At 71.1% G+C, this 16,961-nt stretch carries 19 protein-coding genes; 14 read left to right on the top strand and 5 right to left on the bottom strand.

Features of this window, described 5'->3' with window-relative positions:
* Nucleotides 1–20 precede the first annotated feature (20 nt).
* The 9 genes from recO to FHT38_RS17805 all read left to right on the top strand — a co-directional run bounded on the left by recO (nucleotide 21) and on the right by FHT38_RS17805 (nucleotide 10,968).
* Nucleotides 21–797 (top strand): DNA repair protein RecO, encoded by a 777-nt coding sequence (recO, locus tag FHT38_RS17845; RefSeq protein ID WP_091726612.1) that lies wholly within the window; start codon nucleotides 21–23, stop codon nucleotides 795–797.
* A complete protein-coding gene (locus FHT38_RS17840; RefSeq protein ID WP_183482296.1) occupies nucleotides 794–1,576 on the top strand; it encodes a pyridoxine 5'-phosphate synthase in 783 nt (260 codons plus the stop codon). Before recO ends, FHT38_RS17840 begins: the two co-directional genes overlap by 4 nt.
* A 70-nt stretch (nucleotides 1,577–1,646) precedes the next feature.
* Nucleotides 1,647–2,042, top strand: a complete 396-nt coding sequence (gene acpS, locus FHT38_RS17835) for a holo-ACP synthase (protein WP_091726604.1) — start codon at nucleotides 1,647–1,649, stop codon at nucleotides 2,040–2,042.
* Between the two features lie 103 nt (nucleotides 2,043–2,145).
* Entirely contained in the window at nucleotides 2,146–3,231 is a 1,086-nt protein-coding gene (gene nagZ / locus FHT38_RS17830) for a beta-N-acetylhexosaminidase (RefSeq protein WP_091726601.1), read from the top strand.
* 91 nt (nucleotides 3,232–3,322) lie between these two features.
* Nucleotides 3,323–4,732, top strand: a complete 1,410-nt coding sequence (locus FHT38_RS17825) for an SWIM zinc finger domain-containing protein (protein WP_183492749.1) — start codon at nucleotides 3,323–3,325, stop codon at nucleotides 4,730–4,732.
* Nucleotides 4,729–6,297, top strand: coding sequence for a DUF5691 domain-containing protein (locus FHT38_RS17820; RefSeq protein WP_183492748.1), 1,569 nt, complete (start codon nucleotides 4,729–4,731; stop codon nucleotides 6,295–6,297). Before FHT38_RS17825 ends, FHT38_RS17820 begins: the two co-directional genes overlap by 4 nt.
* Nucleotides 6,297–7,400, top strand: a complete 1,104-nt coding sequence (locus FHT38_RS17815) for an AAA family ATPase (RefSeq protein WP_183492747.1) — start codon at nucleotides 6,297–6,299, stop codon at nucleotides 7,398–7,400. The genes FHT38_RS17820 and FHT38_RS17815 overlap by 1 nt, the downstream gene beginning before the upstream one ends.
* 20 nt (nucleotides 7,401–7,420) lie before the next feature.
* Nucleotides 7,421–9,787 carry a DUF5682 family protein gene (locus FHT38_RS17810; RefSeq protein ID WP_183492746.1) on the top strand — a complete coding sequence of 789 codons (2,367 nt, stop codon included), beginning with the start codon at nucleotides 7,421–7,423 and terminating at the stop codon, nucleotides 9,785–9,787.
* Nucleotides 9,784–10,968 carry a VWA domain-containing protein gene (locus FHT38_RS17805; RefSeq protein ID WP_183492745.1) on the top strand — a complete coding sequence of 395 codons (1,185 nt, stop codon included), beginning with the start codon at nucleotides 9,784–9,786 and terminating at the stop codon, nucleotides 10,966–10,968. Before FHT38_RS17810 ends, FHT38_RS17805 begins: the two co-directional genes overlap by 4 nt.
* A gap of 60 nt (nucleotides 10,969–11,028) precedes the next feature.
* On the opposite strand, the gene FHT38_RS17800 is transcribed toward FHT38_RS17805, so the two are convergent.
* Genes FHT38_RS17800 through FHT38_RS17790 form a run of 3 tightly spaced genes read right to left on the bottom strand, consistent with a single transcriptional unit; the run spans nucleotide 11,029 to nucleotide 12,771 of the window.
* A complete protein-coding gene (locus tag FHT38_RS17800; protein WP_147241042.1) occupies nucleotides 11,029–11,664 on the bottom strand; it encodes a DJ-1/PfpI family protein in 636 nt (211 codons plus the stop codon).
* A 49-nt stretch (nucleotides 11,665–11,713) separates the two neighbouring features.
* Entirely contained in the window at nucleotides 11,714–12,154 is a 441-nt protein-coding gene (locus tag FHT38_RS17795; RefSeq protein WP_183492744.1) for a GNAT family N-acetyltransferase, read from the bottom strand.
* Nucleotides 12,151–12,771, bottom strand: a complete 621-nt coding sequence (locus tag FHT38_RS17790; RefSeq protein ID WP_183492743.1) for a GNAT family N-acetyltransferase — start codon at nucleotides 12,769–12,771, stop codon at nucleotides 12,151–12,153. The genes FHT38_RS17795 and FHT38_RS17790 overlap by 4 nt, the downstream gene beginning before the upstream one ends.
* Here FHT38_RS17790 and FHT38_RS17785 point away from each other — a divergent pair.
* Nucleotides 12,770–13,312, top strand: a complete 543-nt coding sequence (locus FHT38_RS17785) for a demethoxyubiquinone hydroxylase family protein (protein WP_183492742.1) — start codon at nucleotides 12,770–12,772, stop codon at nucleotides 13,310–13,312. The two genes, FHT38_RS17790 and FHT38_RS17785, sit on opposite strands and share 2 nt — an antisense overlap.
* A 145-nt stretch (nucleotides 13,313–13,457) precedes the next feature.
* Here FHT38_RS17785 and FHT38_RS17780 read toward each other — a convergent pair whose 3' ends face one another.
* A complete protein-coding gene (locus FHT38_RS17780; protein WP_183492741.1) occupies nucleotides 13,458–14,261 on the bottom strand; it encodes a TlpA disulfide reductase family protein in 804 nt (267 codons plus the stop codon).
* A 35-nt stretch (nucleotides 14,262–14,296) separates the two neighbouring features.
* Entirely contained in the window at nucleotides 14,297–14,710 is a 414-nt protein-coding gene (locus FHT38_RS17775; protein ID WP_183492740.1) for a VOC family protein, read from the bottom strand.
* Nucleotides 14,711–14,806: 96 nt separating this feature from the next.
* Here FHT38_RS17775 and FHT38_RS17770 point away from each other — a divergent pair, with 96 nt between their 5' ends.
* From FHT38_RS17770 to FHT38_RS17755, 4 genes are all read left to right on the top strand, one after another.
* The gene (locus FHT38_RS17770; RefSeq protein ID WP_183492739.1) at nucleotides 14,807–15,454 is read left to right on the top strand and encodes a LysE family translocator; all 648 of its coding nucleotides are present in this window, start codon (nucleotides 14,807–14,809) and stop codon (nucleotides 15,452–15,454) included.
* A 13-nt stretch (nucleotides 15,455–15,467) separates the two neighbouring features.
* On the top strand, nucleotides 15,468–15,872 hold the full coding sequence (locus FHT38_RS17765) for a VOC family protein (RefSeq protein ID WP_183492738.1): 405 nt from the start codon (nucleotides 15,468–15,470) through the stop codon (nucleotides 15,870–15,872).
* A gap of 49 nt (nucleotides 15,873–15,921) precedes the next feature.
* A complete protein-coding gene (locus FHT38_RS17760; protein WP_183492737.1) occupies nucleotides 15,922–16,497 on the top strand; it encodes a putative glycolipid-binding domain-containing protein in 576 nt (191 codons plus the stop codon).
* An 83-nt stretch (nucleotides 16,498–16,580) separates the two neighbouring features.
* Nucleotides 16,581–16,919 (top strand): nuclear transport factor 2 family protein, encoded by a 339-nt coding sequence (locus tag FHT38_RS17755; protein WP_183492736.1) that lies wholly within the window; start codon nucleotides 16,581–16,583, stop codon nucleotides 16,917–16,919.
* Nucleotides 16,920–16,961: the final 42 nt, after the last annotated feature.

Here is a 16,961-nt window from a genome sequence, read left to right as displayed (position 1 = left end):
CTCGCTGACGATCAGCGCCCATGGCCACCCGCGCGCCGAAGCCGCCCGCCACGCAGGCGGCTTTTGTCCTGCACCACTACGACTGGAGCGAGACCAGCCTGGTGCTGGACCTGTTCAGCCGCGAGCACGGCCGGCTGGCGGTGGTGGCCAAGGGGGCCAAGCGGCCGTATTCGCAGCTGCGATCGGTGCTGCTGCCGTTCCTGCGTCTGCAGGTGACGCTGTCCAAGCCCTCGAAGATGAACGAGGACGGCGCGGCCGAGGTGCAGTCGCTGCGCGGCGCGGAATGGGTCGGCGGACAGACGCTGCCCAGCGGTGCGGCGCTGTTCAGCGGCTACTACGTCAACGAGCTGCTGCTGAAATTCCTGCCGCGGCAGGATCCGCAGCCTGGCCTGTTCGACGCCTACGCGGCGCTGCTGCCCCGCCTGGCCTCGGTGGACGATGCGCAGGCGGCGCTGCGCGCCTTCGAGCTGACGCTGCTGGCCACCTGCGGCCTGCTGCCCGACCTGAGCGTGCTGGCCACGACGCAGGCGCCGCTCGATCCGGAGCGGCCCTACATGCTGGCGCCGGAGTCCGGCGTGATCGTGCCCACGCACGACGCGCCGCAGCTCACCGGCATGGCCTTCATCCAGATCCAGGCGGCGCTGCTGCATGGCAGCCAGGCGGCGCTGCAGCAGGCCTGCGAACTCGCCGGGCCGACCCTGAAGCCGCTGCTGCGCGGCCTGCTTCACTATCATCTGGGCCATCGTCCTCTGCGGACGCGGCAGGTGCTGCTCGACGTCCAGAAGCTGCTCACATGAATCCGCTGATCGCTCCCGAATCCGGTCGCCATGACGCGCGCTGCGCGCTCTCGGTCAACGTCAACAAGGTCGCGCTGCTGCGCAACACGCGGCACCTGGGCATCCCCAGCGTGACGCGCGCGGCGCAGCGGTGCCTGGAGGCCGGCGCGCAGGGCATCACGGTGCATCCGCGGCCCGACGAGCGCCACATCCGCGCGCACGACGTGCGCGAGCTCGCCGCGCTGATGAAGGCCTGGCCGCAGGCCGAATACAACATCGAGGGCAACCCGACGCAGAACCTGATGGACTTCATCCGCGAAGTCCGTCCGCACCAGGCGACCTTCGTTCCCGACAGCGAGGACCAGTTCACCTCCGACCACGGCTGGAACCTGCCGGCCGATGCCGAGCGGCTGCGTCCCATGATCGCCGAATGCCGATCGCTCGGCGTGCGGGTGAGCCTGTTCATGGACCCGCTGCCCGAAGCGATGGCCCACGTGGCGGCGCTGGGCGCGGAGCGCATCGAGCTCTACACCGAGACCTGGGCGAGCGCCTTTGGCACGCCACGCGAGGCCGAGGTCGTGGCCGGTTTCGCCGCCGCGGCGCGCGCGGCGCTGGCGCAGGGCCTGGGCATCAACGCGGGCCACGACCTGAACCGCGACAACCTGACGCGCTTCCTGCGCGAGGTGCCGGGCGTGGCCGAGGTCTCGATCGGCCACGCGCTGATCGCGGATGCGCTCGAGCTCGGTTATGCCGAGACGGTGCGGGACTACCAGCGCTGCATCCAGCGCGCCTACGTCTGATTGCATTTGCGCACGCAAGCACCACGCAGCGGGCACGAGACGCGCACCGGGCGCGCATGAAAGGGTCGCGATGATCTACGGCATCGGCACGGACGTCTGCGACATCCGGCGCATCCGCAGCACTTTCGAACGGCGCGGGGAGCGCTTCGCCGGGAAGGTGCTGGGCCCGCACGAGATCGAGGTGTTCCGCGAGCGGTATGCCAAGGTCCCGGCGCGGGGCATCGCCTACCTGGCGACGCGGTTCTCGGCGAAGGAGGCGTTCTCGAAGGCGATCGGGCTGGGCATGCGCATGCCGATGACCTGGCGCGCCTGCGAGATCGTCAAGGCGCGCAGCGGCAAGCCGGAGATCCGGCTGCACGACGGCTTGGCCGAGTGGTTCGAGGCCAAGGGTCTGAGAGCCCACGTCAGCGTCAGTGACGAGACGGACTACGCCACCGCGTTCGTCGTCGTCGAGACGCGGGACTGAGCCCCGGGCGCCGGCGACGCTGCCCTCGCTGCCCTCATTGCAGCAGCGACGATCAGAAACCATGCGGGCGCAATGACGCCTGTTCAACGAGAGAGACAGATCAATGACCGATTCCCTGCATTCGCCGGTGATCCTCGACATCGCGGGCACGACGCTGACCGCCGACGACCGTCGCCGGCTGGCGCATCCGCTGACCGGCGGGATGATCCTGTTCGCGCGCCACTTCGAGAGCCGCGCCCAGCTGACGGCGTTGTGTGCCGAGGCCAAGTCGCTGCGGCCGGACCTGCTGATCGCGGTCGACCAGGAAGGCGGCCGCGTGCAGCGCTTCCGCACCGATGGCTTCACGGCCTTGCCGGCGATGCGCACGCTCGGCGAGCTGTGGATGGACGACGCGATGCGCGCCGTGCAGGCCGCGACGGCCACCGGCCTGGTGCTGGCGCTGGAGCTGCGGGCCTGCGGCGTCGACATGAGCTTCACGCCGGTGCTCGATCTGGACCACCAGGACGCCTCGCGGCAGTCGGTGAGTCCGGTGATCGGCTCGCGCAGCTTCCACGGCGATCCGCGGGTGGTGAGCCTGCTGGCGCAGAGCCTGATGCAGGGCCTGGCGCTGGCCGGCATGGGCAGCTGCGGCAAGCACTTCCCGGGACACGGCGCGGTGAGCGTCGATTCGCATGTGGGCGTGCCGGTGGACACGCGCTCGCTGAAGGCCATCCTGGCGGAGGACGTGCGGCCCTTCGAGTGGCTGAGCCTGAGCCTGTCGGCGGTGATGCCGGCGCACGTGATCTACCGCAAGGTGGACAGCCGGCCGGCGGGCTTCAGCCGCCGCTGGCTGCAGGACATCCTGCGCGACCGGCTGGGCTTCGCCGGCGCGGTGTTCAGCGACGACCTGGGCATGGCGGCGGCGCGCGTCATCGAAGGCCGGCCGGTCGGGTACACCGAGGCCGCGCTGGCGGCGCTGGACGCGGGCTGCGACCTGGTGCTGCTGTGCAACCAGAGCCTGGAGCAGGGCGGCCGCGCGATCGATGAGCTGCTGGACGGCCTGACCGTGGCGCAGTCGACCGGGGCCTGGATGCCGGCGATCGACAGCGAGGCGCGCCGCGCGGCGCTGGTGCCGCAGTCCGCGCCGCTGACCTGGGATGAGCTGATGCTCGCGCCGAGGTATCTGGAGGCGCTGGCGCGGCTGCCGTGAGGCAGTGCGGCCTTGGGGCCTTGGGGCCGCGACGGCCAGCTAGACTCCGCCCCAACTGACCGGACAACGATCAATCAGGGAGCGGGCCAGCATGACGCTGACCATGGAGGGAGTGCTGGCGCTGGCGCCGGACGAGGCATCGGCGAAGGCCGCGCGTGGGCTCACTTCGCCGGCCAAGTGGCCCTTGCTCGGCGCCGATGACGCCGCCGTCTGGGGCGAGTGCCAGGGCAGCGGCTCCAAGCCGTACCAGACGCAGGTGGACCTGAGCGGTCCCGCCTTCCGCTGCTCCTGCCCCAGCCGCAAGTTCCCCTGCAAGCATGGCCTCGCGCTGTTGATGCTGCGCGCGCAGGACGCGTCGAAGTTCAGCGGCGGCGAGCCGCCTGCCTGGGTCGCCGAATGGCTGGCCTCGCGCGGCGAGCGGGCGCAGAAGAAGGAAGAGCGCGACCAGAAGGCCGCCGACCGCGCCGTCGAGCGCGCGGTCCAGCTCGCCGACGGCGTCGATCCCACGCAGGCCGCCTCGGCGCTTGCCGATCCGGAGGGCGCGACGAAGCGCGAAGCGCAGCGCTGGCGTCGCATTGAAGAGGCCGCCGGCGAATTGCAACGCTGGCTCGGCGATCAGATGGGACGCGGCCTCGGCGCGCTCGACGACGCCGCGATCCGCGGCTGGCGCACGATGGCCGCCCGCATGGTCGACGCGCAGGCGCCCGGGCTCGGGCAGCGGCTCACCGCGGCCGCCGATGGCTGGCGCACCGGCGCGGACTGGCCCGAGCGCATGCTCGCGCGCCTGGGCCTGCTGCAGCTGGCTTGCGAGGCGATCGGCCGGCGCGAGGCGCTGCCCGCCGCCGTCCAGGCGGATCTGCGCACCGTCTGCGGCTGGCCGCTCGACCAGGCGGAGGTGCTCGCCACGGGCGAGCGCCTGAGCGATCGCTGGACCGTCATCGGCGTCATCGTCGAGGAACGCGATGCGCGCCTCAACGAACGCCGCGTCTGGCTGCACGGCGCGCGCTCCGGCCGCCGCGCCTGGCTGCTCGATCACACGCATGGCGGACGCGGCTTCGAGGGGCTGTGGCTGCCGGGTTCCGGCAAGGACCTCACGCTGGTCTTCTATCCCGGCGGCGCGCCGCTGCGCGCGCTGGTCGCCGACGAGGCGCCATCGACGGAGCCGGCCTCCACCGAAGCCGCCGCGGGCGTGACCCCGCAGGCCTGGAGCGCCGAATGGGAGCGGGTCGCGCAGCGCATCGCCGCGCATCCGTTCGCGTCGCTGCATCCCGTGGTGCTCGCCAACGCGACGCCCGTCGCCTCCGACGCAGGGCCGCATCTGGTCGCCGAGGGCCGCGCCGTGCCGCTGCGCCTGGGCGATGAGGACTGGTGGTCGCTGATGGCGGTCTCCGGCGCGCATCCGCTCGACGTCATGGGTGAATGGGACGGCGCGCGCCTGAGTCCCTTGACCGCATGGGCCGCCGGATCGGCGCGGCCCCTCTGGACGCGGAGCGCCGCATGAGCGCCTGGACGCCGCTGCTGCCGATCGCGATGGTCGGCACCGAACGCCAGCCCGGACCGCTGCCCGAATGGTCCGGCGAAATCGGCCAGCTCGCGGCGCAGGCCGCGCTGGCTGCGGACGGTCCGTCGAACCAGGTGCTGCGCGCGATGGCCGTCATCGCGGCCTGCGAGGCCGCCGGCCTGCAGGACCGCGCCTGGACCGCCGCGCCGCCGGAACCGGCCGCGGCGGACCGCCGGCCGGTGGTTCCCGACGGGCAGGGCGGACACCTGCGATCGTTGCTGCGCTGGGCGCTGAGCGAGGCGCCGACCCGGCTCCAACAGCAGCTCTTCGCGGACCTGGCCGCCGCCGGGCTGCGCCTGCCCGAGACGCTCCTGCCGCAGGCGCTCGAACTCGGCCGGCGCTCGGTGGCGCTGCGGGCGCCGCTGCTGCCGGTGCTCGGCGAACGCGGCCTGTGGCTCGCCCGCCAGCGCGAGGAGTGGCGCTATGCGGCCGGTGTCGGCGGCGAGGCGCTCGACGACTCGCAGTGGACCGAGGGCACGCTCGAGCAGCGCCGCGCCTTCCTTGTCCGCGAGCGCGCGGCCGATGCCGCCGCCGGCCGCGCCCGGCTTGAAGCCGCCTTGGCCGAACTGCCAGTGAAGGAGCGCGCCGATCTCGCATCGCAGCTGGCCACCGGCCTGTCCCTCGACGACGAAGCGCTGCTCGACCGCCTGCGCGCCGATCGCAGCCGCGAGGTGCGCGACGTCGCGCTCGGCCTGCTGCTGCGCCTGCCCGGCGCGGCGCATCCGCGTCGCGCCATCGATCGCCTCGCGCCGCTGCTGCGCAGCGAGCGTGTGCTGCTGCGCCAGCACTGGGTCATCGACGCGCCGGTCGCCGCCGGCAGCGATTGGGCCGTCGATCAACTTATCGCCGAGCGCCCCCAGTCGGAGAAGCTCGGCGAGCGCGGCTGGTGGCTGTTCCAGTTGGTGCGTCAGGTGCCGCTGGCCTGGTGGACCGAGACCACCGGCATGACGCCCGCCGAGCTGCTCGGCTGGGCGCGCAAGACCGACTGGGCCGAGGCGCTGCAGCGCGGCTGGTTCGACGTGCTCGGCGCCACGCGTGAGATCGACTGGTGCGAGGCCTTCCTCGACCACGCGTTTGGCGACCTCGGCGCGGGCATCGAGTCGCACCGCGCGGCGCAGGTGCTGGGCTGGCTGCCGCAGGCCCGCCGCGAGCGCTACTGGCTGCGCCACCTGCAGCAGGGCACGCTGCCCTTGTCCGCGCTGATCGCGGCGGCAAGCGGTGGCGAGACGCTCGGCCCTCAGCTATCGCAGGCGCTGACCGAGCAGCTGCTCACGCGCGCCCGCGCCGGCACGCTCAAGGACGACTACACCGTGCGCGCGATGCTGGCCGACTTCGGCGCCGTCTTGCATTCCGACTGCCTGTCCGCCTACGGCTCGATCGCCGACCAGCGCGCGGCCGGCGAGACCGCCGCCTATGCGGACATGCTGCAGGCCGTCGTGCAGACGGCCGCGCTGCGCCGCGCCCTGATCGCTCTTCAACCGGATCCGACCCCGAGGACCCCATGATGACCACGCCCGACACTTCGACCGCCTCGCAGGTCCTGCGCCGCCACGCGGAGCACCAGTACGCCGAGGAACTGGCCGAGCTCAAGCGCCAGGACACGCGCCCGCGTCCAGAGAACTGGGCGATGTCGCCCTGGGCGGTGCTGCGTTACCTGATGGGCGGCACGCTGGAGAACGGCTTCGAAGTCAGCGCCAAGTACATCGGCGACGAGCGCCTGATGGAGATCGCCGTCGCGACGCTCGCCACCGATCGCGCGCTGCTGCTCTACGGCGTGCCGGGCACGGCGAAGTCCTGGGTCTCGGAGCACCTGTCGGCGGCGGTCAGCGGCGACTCGACGCTGCTGATCCAGGGCACCGCCGGCACCGGCGAGGAACAGCTGCGCTACGGCTGGAACTACGCGCAGCTGCTGGCCAATGGCCCGAGCGAGGCGGCGCTGGTGCCGAGTCCGCTGATGAAGGCGATGCGGGCCGGCAAGATCGCGCGCATCGAGGAGCTGACGCGCATCCCGGCCGACGTGCAGGACAGCCTGATCACGGTGCTGTCGGAGAAGACGCTGCCGATTCCGGAGCTCGGCGGCGAGGTGCAGGCCACGCGCGGCTTCAGCGTGATCGCCACGGCCAACAACCGCGACAAGGGCGTGAACGAGCTGTCGGCCGCGCTCAAGCGGCGCTTCAACACGGTCGTGCTGCCGGTGCCGGCGAGCGAGGACGCGGAGGTGTCCATCGTCGTCAAGCGCGTCGCGGAGCTGGGCGCCGCGCTGCAGCTGCCGGCCGAGCCGCCGGCGCTGAAGGAAGTGAGGCGCATCGTGCAGATCTTCCGCGAGCTGCGCAACGGCCGCACCGAGGACGGTAAGACGCAGCTGAAGTCGCCCAGCGGCACGCTGTCGACGGCGGAGGCGATCTCGGTGATCAACAGCGGCATGGCGCTGGCCGGCCACTTCGGCGACGGCGTGATGCGTCCGCGCGATGTGGCCTCGGGCCTGCTCGGCGCGATCGTCAAGGACCCGGTGCAGGACCAGGTCGTGTGGACCGAGTATCTCGAGACCGTCGTCAAGGAACGCGCCGACTGGAAGGACCTGTATCGCGCCTGCCGCGAGCAGTCCTGAACGCGGAACCGCGAGAGGCCATGAGCGATCCGGTCCATTACTTCGGTGTCCGGCACCACGGGCCCGGCTGCGCGCGCAGCCTGCTGGCCGCGTTCGAGGCCTTGAAGCCGGACTGCGTGCTGATCGAGGGGCCGCCCGAGGCGGACGGTCTCGTCGCGGCGGTGCTCGAGGCCGACATGACGCCGCCGGTGGCGCTGCTCACGCATGGCGTCGAGGACGCGAGCCGCGCGGTGTACCACCCGTTCGCGAGCTTCTCGCCCGAATGGCAGGCCCTGCGCTGGGCGGCCGGGGCCGGCGTGCCGGCGCGGTTCATCGACCTGCCGGTGGGCGTGTCGCTGGCGCTCGAGCAGGCGGGTCAGCTGAACTCGGAAGACGACAAGCCGGACGGGGACGAGCCGGATGACAAGCCGGACAACGAGCAAGCGGGGGCGCAGCAGGCGGGGGATCAGCAGGCGCAACCCGTCTCCGCCGAGGCGCCCGATCCCGCGCCGTCACGCCGTGGCGATCCGCTGGACTGGTTCGCGCGTGCGGCGGGTTACGCCGATGGCGAGGCGTGGTGGAACCACATGGTCGAGGAGCGCGGCGACGGCGAGGATCTCTTCGCCGCGATCGGCGAGGCGATGACCACGCTGCGCGCCGAATCCGGCGATGACGAGACGCTCGATCCGAAGACGCCGCGCGCACGCCGCGAGGTGCTGCGCGAGGCGCACATGCGGCAGTGCATCCGCGCCGCGCGCAAGGAGGGCTTCGAGCGCATCGCGGTGGTCTGCGGCGCCTGGCACCTCGGCGGCCTGCAGGCGGACATCACGATGAAGGCGGACCAGACGCTGCTCAAGGGCCTGCCCAAGCTGAAGGTCAGCAGCACCTGGGTGCCGTGGACCTATCGCCACCTGGCGCGCGAGAGCGGCTACGGCGCCGGCATCCATTCGCCGGGCTGGTACGAGCACCTGTGGCTGAGCGGCCTCGATGGCGAGCGGCGGCCGCGCGCGATCGGCTGGCTGGCGCGCGTCGCGCGGCTGATGCGCGAGCGCGACCTGGACTGCTCTTCCGCCCACCTGATCGAGGCCAGCCGCCTGGCCGACACGCTGGCCGCGCTGCGTCAGCGGCCGGCGCCGGGCCTGGACGAGTTGCACGAGGCCACGCGCACCGTGATGACGCTGGGCGACGAGGCCGTGCTCGGTTTCATCCGCGACGAGCTGGTCATCGGCGACCGGCTCGGCCAGGTGCCGGCCGGGGTGCCGACGGTGCCGCTGCAGCGGGATCTCGAGCAGATGCAGAAGTCGCTGCGGATGAAGCCGGAGGCGACGCAGAAGACGCTGGACCTGGACCTGCGCCAGCCCAACGACCTGGCGCGCAGCCATCTGCTGCACCGGCTGCGGCTGATCGATCTGCCGTGGGGCGAGATCGCGCGCACGGGCAAGTCCTCGCGCGGCACCTTCCACGAGCTGTGGTCGCTGCAGTGGCAGCCTGAATTCGCGCTGCGCCTGATCGAGGCCAGCCGCTGGGGCCAGTCGGTCGCGCAGGCGGCGACGGCGGCGGTGGCCGAGCGCTGCGGCGGCGAACGCACGCTGGGCGCGCTGGCCGAGCTCGTGGACCGCGTGCTGCTGGCCGATCTGCCGCAGGCGGTGATCGTGGCGTCGCGCGCGCTGCAGGATCACGCCGCGGTGACCGGGGATGCCGATCAGCTGCTGGCGGCCCTGCCGCCGCTCGCCAATGTCTTCCGCTACGGCAACGTGCGGCAGACCGACGCGGCGATGGTGGGTCATGTCTTCGATGGCCTGGTCACGCGGGCGGCGATCAGCCTGCCGCTGGCGGGCGATTCGCTCGACGACACGGCGGCCGCGCAGTGCCGCGATCGCGTGCTGGGCGCGCAATCGGCGATCCGCCTGCGCGATCCGGGGCGGCAGACCGAGCCCTCCGCGCAATGGCGAGCCGCGATCGCGCAACTCGCGGCACGTGAGGGCGCGCATGCCTTGCTGCGGGGGCTGTGCACGCGGCTGCTGCTGGACGACGGCCTGATCACGGCGGAGGACGCCGGCACGGCGATCTCGCTGCATCTGTCGCGCGCGGCCGAGCCCGGCAAGGCGGCGGCGTGGCTGGATGGCTTCCTCAACCGCAACGCGGTGGTACTGCTGCATCACGATGGCGTGTGGCCTTTGGTCGATGCGTGGCTGAGCGGCCTCGACGAGGAGCACTTCATCCGCGTGCTGCCGCTGGTGCGGCGGACCTTCGCGCATTTCGACGCGGCCGAGCGTCGCGATCTGGGTCAGCGCGCGGCGCGCAAGGGCGGCGGCACGGCGATGGTCCCGACGCGGGCGGAATGGGACGAGGCGCGCGCGGCATTGCCTCTGCCGCTGCTGCGCGCGATGTTGGGAGTGGACGCATGAGCGGCTCGGACGAGAGGAACGACGCGGATCGCCTGCGCCGCTGGCGGCTGGTGCTCGGCGGCGAGGCGCAGGACAGCTGCGGCGCGCTGAACGGCGACGCGGCGGAGATGGACCAGGCGCTGAGCGCGCTCTACGACGACCACGGCGGGCTGGGCGATGACCGGCGCGGGGGCCGGGGCAACTCCGCGCCGCGCGTGGCGCGCTGGCTGGGCGACATCCGCAAGTACTTCCCGAGCACGGTGGTGCAGGTGATGCAGAAGGACGCGCTGGAGCGTCTGAACCTGCGCGACATGCTGCTGCAGCCGGAGATGCTGCAGGGCGTGCAGCCGGACGTGCACCTGGTGGCCAACCTGATGGCGCTGTCGCGGGTGATTCCGGCGGGCACGAAGGAGACGGCGCGCCGCGTGGTGCGCCACGTCGTCGACGAACTGATGAAGCGGCTCGAGGAGCCGATGCGCGCGGCGGTCACGGGCGCCTTGGACCGCAGCCAGCGCAACCGCCGGCCGCGGCTGGCGGAGATCGACTGGCACCGCACCATCCGCGCCAACCTGCGGCACTGGCAGCCGGCGCATCGCACGGTGATCCCGGAGACGCTGCATGGCTTCGGCCGCAAGGCGCGGCGGCCGCAGCGCGAGGTGGTGCTGTGCATCGACCAGAGCGGGTCGATGGCGAACTCGGTGGTGTACTCGAGCATCTTCGGCGCGGTGCTGGCCTCGCTGCCGGCGGTGAGCACGAAGCTGGTGGTCTTCGCCACGGCGGTCGTCGACATGACCGAGCAGCTGGACGATCCGGTGGATCTGCTGTTCGGCGTCCAGCTCGGCGGCGGCACGGACATCAACGGCGCGGTGGCCTATTGCCAGTCGCTGATCCGCGAGCCGCGCAACACGATCTTCGTGCTGATTTCCGATCTCTACGAAGGCGGCGTGGAGCCGCAGCTGCTGCGCCGCGCGGCGTCGCTGGTCGAGAGCGGCGTGCAGTGCGTGGCGCTGCTGGCGCTCAGCGACGAGGGCGCGCCGGCCTACGACCGCGCGCTCGCGGCGAAGCTGGCGGCGCTGGGCGTGCCGTCGTTCGCGTGCACGCCGGACGCGTTCCCGGGCCTGATGGCCGCGGCGATCCGCCGGGACGACATCGGCGCCTGGGCGGCCGGGCAGGGGATCGTGACGGCGGCGAAGGGCGGCTGAAACGCGGTTGACGGGCGGTGAGGGCGGTGAGGGCGAGCGGCCTGCGCCGCTCAGCGCCGATCAGCGTCCTTCGCCCTGTGCCATCTTCGCGAACCAGGCCGACTGGCCGGTCTTGTTGAGCTGGTACCAGGCCTCGAGCGTCTGGTGCTCGTAGACGTCGAGCGTCTCGAAGATGGCGCGCGCGAAGTCCAGCGCCGACATGCCGCCTGCGGTGATCAGCCCGCGGTCGATGACGACGGGTTCGTCGACGTAGCGGTCGCTGCCGGCGTATTCCGGCACGCCCTTCAGATAGGCAAGCGCGTTGCTGGTGTGCTGGCGGTCGTCGAGCACGCCGAGCCGCGCCAGGCCCGCCGTGGCGCCGCAGATCGCGGCCACGCGCTTGCCGGCATCGAGGAACTCCTTGGCCTTCTTCGCTGCTTCCAGGTGCTCGCCCTTGTCCCAGCCGGCGCCGCCGGGAAGGATCAGCAGCTCGCTGTCGTCGGGGAACAGCGTCGAGAGCCGGATGTCCGGCATCACCGACAGCCCGCCCATCGATCGCGCCAGGTTGGCGCCCGCGGCGGCGACGGTCTTCACCTGCCAGGTGCCTGGCGATTTCTGGAATTCCGGCGTGTTGATGCCGGCGACCGCATAAGCGGCCTCCCAGTCGGCGAAGCCCTCGAAGAGGTAGAGATGGACGGTGCGGGACGGAGCGTTCATGCCGCAGAGGCGGCAAGGTGCGTGCCCGCGGCCCGGCGCCCAGGGGAGATCAGGCGCCGAGTTTCTTCACCATGAAGCACTTGGAGCCCGCCGCGCCGTGGCCGGGGATCTCCAGCTGCATCGTGTAGCCGAGGCGCTCGTAGAAAGGGCGCGCCTGGAAGCTGAAGGTGCTCAGGTAGAAGGTGTCGCAGCCGCGCTCGATGGCGCGCTGCTCGAAGGCGCGGACGACGGCGCTGCCGACGCCCGCGTGTCGATGCGCGGCGTCGACCCAGAGCCGCTGGAGTTCGCAGCACCGCCCGAGCGTGCGCCCGACCGCGCCGGCGATCATTCGTCCGCCGCCGTCGTAGGCGGCGCTCGAGATCGGCTGCTGTCCGTCGAAGGCACCGCGATCGCCGAAGGCATCGTTGTACTGGTCCAGGCCGGCGTCGACGAGCGCCTCCAGTCCAGGCTTTGGGACGTCGAACGTGGCGATGGTGAAGGGCGTGGTCATGCGCGGTCCTCGAGGGTGAGCGGCTTGGCGAGACGGACCATGAGGGTCTGCGTCAACTCGTTGGGCGCGCGCTCGACTTGCGTGAAGCCGTTGCGCGCGTAGAGCGCGATCAGCGGCGCGTTCGTCGACGAGGTCCAGGTGCAGCATTGGGGCAGGCCATGTCCGCGGAACCACGACTCGGCGCGCGCGAGCAGCTGCTGCGCGACGCCGAGCCGCCGTGCCTGCGGCACGACGTAGGTCGTGGAGACGAGGCCGAAGGGCGTGTCATCCGCGCTCGTTTCAATCCGATAGATCGTGTGCCCGACGATCGCGCCGGTTGCATCCTCGGCGATCACCACTTCAGCCGCGCGCCCGTCCAGATGCCACCGCACGCGATCGCGCAGCCAGTCCATCGAGTACATGCCGCCGCCGGCTTGCTCGCCTTCGACCTCGACGAGCGTCGCCCGCATGCGCTGCGCGATCAGGTCGATGGCGGCGGTGTCGTCGAGCGTGATGGTGCGGAGTTGCATGGGGACATACGAGATGAAGGGTCGGAGGATGTTACGTGCCGACGCGACGAGGGCCGCCGGGAAAGCGCGGAGACACCCATCGAGTCGCGCGCCGATACTTACGGCCATGGACCTCACAGCCTCCTTGCGCAGCGGCGAGTCGCTGGGCGACCGCCTTCTGAAGGTGAACCATGCTGGCGAGCATGGCGCCGTCCACATCTATGCGGGCCAGATCCTGGCCGCGCGATGGACCGCAGCGTCGATGCTGCCCGCCTTGCGTGAATTCAAGGCGCATGAAGAGCGGCATCGCGGGATCTTCTGGACAGAGCTGCAGCGGCGTGGCCGCCCTCGCTGTCGGAGCTACTGGCTCTGCGCGGCGGGCGGTCTGTTGCTAGGGGCCGTCACGGGCCTTCTCGGACGCAAGGCCATCGCTGCGACGACGGTGGCGGTCGAGCGCGTCGTGCTTTTTCATCTCGACGAGCAGGTCCGAGTGCTGCAAGGCCACGATGACGCTGCTGTGGCCGCAATCTCCAAGATCGTCGCGGACGAGCGGGAGCATTTGAGCGCCTTCGCCGAAGACGCCGACCGGCCTAGCGCATGGACACCGCTCCTGACGGTCATCGTGTCCGCATCCACGCGGACCGTGATCTGGCTCGGCTTGCGGCTGTGAGTTTGAAGGCCTCGATGGACCGCTTCCCATTGCTGTCGGCGCCGATCGCGTTGCTGTCGCGAATGGGGTTTGAGCCGCTCCAATCGAACTCGCTGAGACCGTCGACATCGAAACGACCGATCGTCTCTACCAGCGACCGCACGGCTCAACGCAGCCGCGTCAGCATCGCCTGAAGCGCGGGCTCCGACAACTCGCCGGTGCGCTTGGCCACCAGGCGGCCGGACGCATCGAAGAGCAGCGTCGTCGGATAACCCGCCTGCTGGAAGGTCGCGCTCGCCTGGCGCCGTTCATCGATGGCGATGTTGCCCATCGTGAAGCGTTGAGACCTCAGCCACTTCGCGACATGGTGCGCGTCCTCGCCCTGGTTGATGAACACGAAGCGCACGTCGGGGCGGTCGCGCTGCGCCTGCGCGAGCATCGGCATCTCACGCACGCAGGGCCCGCACCAGGTCGCCCACAGGTTGACGAGGACGGGCTTGCCATCGCGCGTGGCGAGGTCCAGGCGCTCGCCGTTCAACTGCGTGAACTGGAGCGCCGGCAGCGGCGCGGAAGCGGGCTGCAGCGCGAGCTGGATCTGCCCCGCGACGATCAGCGCCGTCCCGATCGCCAGCGGCACCGTCGCCGGCACGCGCAAGCCCGGCGCGTTCCTCAACCGGAAGGTCGCGTACATCCACATCGCGATGATCCCGATCTCGGGCGACCAGCCGCCATCACGGAGGTTGAGGACGCTGAGCGGATGCTCGACGTAGAGCTCCTTGTATTGATAGAGGAAGCCCAGCCGCGCGAACAGCAATGCGACAAGCAGGCATCGCCAGAGCAGCGGCCCGGCATCCAGCTGCCGCCGGCGGGCAAGCACCGTGGCCACGGCGCTCGACACCGCGACCGCGATGCACAGATGGACGAAGGTCCACGGCAGGACCAGGGGGCCGATCGCGACGGCATCGCTCATCGCGTCCCTCCGGGACATTGCGGGCCGCTCATCGATCAGGTGGCGAAGATGCCGTCCGTCGACGCGAAGCCCTTGATCTCGATCGGATTGCCCGAGGGGTCGAGGAAGAACATCGTCGCCTGCTCGCCCGGCTGGCCGGCGAAGCGGATGCTGGGCTTGAGCACGAACTCGATGCCGCGCGCCTCCAACCGGTCCGCGAGCGCGCGCCACTCGGGCATGCGCAGGATCACGCCCAGATGCGGCATCGGGACCAGGTGATCGCCGACCTTGCCGGTGTTGCCGGTCTTGAACGGCTCGCCCAGGTGCAGCGAGATCTGATGGCCGAAGAAGTCGAAATCGACCCAGGTGTCGGTGCTGCGGCCTTCCTCGCAGCCGAGCACGTCGCCATAGAAGGCGCGGGCATCGTCGAGGTCGCGCACGTGATAGGCCAGGTGGAACAGCGATCGCATGGGGCACTCCCGCTCGAGGGTCAATCGATCGGGCGATCCTAGCTGCGAGAACGCCGCCGTTAACATCGCCGCTGTCTCGTGCGCTGGGAGTTCGTCGTGGATGTGACCGCTTGGTTGGGCTTTGTCAGCGTGGCGCTGTTCGTCACCTTCACGCCGGGACCGGCCGTGCTGATGGCGATCTCGAACTCGCTCAGCGTCGGGCCGCGGCGCGCGATGGTCGGCTCGCTGGGCAATGCAATCGGGCTGCTGGCGGTGTCGGCCGCGACGACGGCCGGGCTGGGCGTGCTGCTCAGCACCTCGGCTCAGGCCTTCCTGGTCGTCAAGCTGCTGGGCGCCTGCTACCTGATCTGGCTCGGCATCAAGCAATGGCGCCAGGGCGAGCGCATGGCCTCGATCGCGGATGGCGACGCGGCTGCCGCCGAGACGGCAGGGCTGTCGCGCCGGGCGCTGTTCCTGCGCGGCATCCTGGTCGCGCTCACGAATCCCAAGGCGATCCTGTTCTTCACCGCGCTGTTTCCGCAGTTCATGAATCACCCCGAGACGGCGATGCGCGACTTCGTCGTGCTGACGGTAACCTTCTCGCTGTGCGCCGTGCTGGCGCATGGCTTCTACGTCGTGCTGGCCCGCGCGCTGCGCCGCGGCCTGGCCTCGCCTCGCCGCGTGAGGATCATGAACCGCAGCTTCGGCGCGTGCTTCGTGGCGCTGGGCGTGAGCCTCCTCGGCTGGCGCGGGCGGACGCAGTAAGCGCGGCACCGCCATGTTCTCGCACGTGTTCATCGGCGTCGGCGATTTCGACCGGGCGCTCGCGTTCTACACGCCGCTGATGGCGGCGCTCGAGCTGCCGCAGCGCTTCTGCGATCCCACGAGGCCTTGGGCCGGCTGGCAGTCGGTTCCGGGGCCGCGGCCGCTCTTCCTCATCGGGCCTCCTTTCGACGGCATGGCGCACGCCGCGGGCAACGGGCAGATGACCGCCTTCATGGCCGACTCGCGCGTGATGGTCGATGCGGCCCACGCGGCGGCGCTTGCGCACGGCGGCTGCTGCGAAGGTGCGCCAGGCCTGCGCCCCGAATATCACGAGCACTACTACGGCGCCTACTTCCGGGATCCCGACGGGAACAAGCTGTGCGTGGCCTGCCATTCGCCACCGCCCTCGCAGGATTGACCCGAGCGGCTCTCGCACGTCGATTGCCCAGCCAGGGACAGGAGCCGACATGTCGCCCATCCCCCGCACCGTTTGCTGGATCCCGAGCTGGAGCGCTTCGCATCCGGACGTCGGCATCGAACATCTGCGCCTCTCGGAGGGGCAGGCCGACGGGCTGGTCGTTGCGATCGACGACGAGCGCGGACCGTTCCGCCTCCATTACCGCTTGAGCTGGGACGCGCAGTGGTGCCTGCGTGATGCGGCGCTGTCGCTGATCGTCGGGGAGGGTGTCGCCGCACGCACGATGGGCCTCGCCACCGATGGGCAGGGGCACTGGACCGACGACCGCGGCGCGGCGCTCCCCGCGCTGGAGGGCTGCCTCGACATCGACATCTGGCCCACGCCGTTCACCAACAGCTTCCCGATCCGGCGCGTGTCCCTGGCGGTCGGCGAGCGGCGCGAGTTCCGCATGGCGTGGGTCGATGGCACCGCGTTGACCGTGCGACCCCAGGCTCAGGCCTATACGCGGCTCGATGAGCGGCGCTATCGCTTCGAGTCGCTGGATGGGTCCGGCTTCACCGCGGACCTGGAGGTCGACGAGCACGGCCTGGTGGTGGACTACCCGGGACTGTTCCGTCGCGTGTGAGCCAGCCGCTTCGCGCCACAATGCGCCGCGATCCGGGCCGGCCCTGGCGCCGGCTTTCCTTGCGTTCCGTCCGACAGCACCCCATGAGCCTGCAAGCCACCTTCATCGACTACCTGCGCCGCTACGAAGCGAAGGACCTGGACGGCATCGCCGCGATGCTCGCGCCGGAGGCAACGCTGCGCGACTGGAACCTGTCGGTGAAGGGCCGCGACGCCGCGGTCGCCGAGACGCGCAAGAACTTCGAAGCCGCGGCGTCGATCCGCATCGACGTGCAGCGCGTGCTCGCCGGCGACCGCTCCGTCGCCGGCGAGCTGCGCATCGTCGTCGACGGGCACATCGAGCTGTTCGTGGTCGACGTGCTGGAGTTTGACGACGAAGGCCGCATCAGCGCGATCCGGGCGTATCTCGGGCGCGGGGACTGAGCGCCGGACGCGGTGCGCCGATGTGCCGCGCCGCAGGCCTTC

Origin of the sequence: Mitsuaria sp. BK041 (assembly GCF_014193085.1) — a bacterium.
Lineage (GTDB): Bacteria > Pseudomonadota > Gammaproteobacteria > Burkholderiales > Burkholderiaceae_C > Roseateles.
This window is presented reverse-complemented; position numbering and strand designations above follow the sequence as displayed.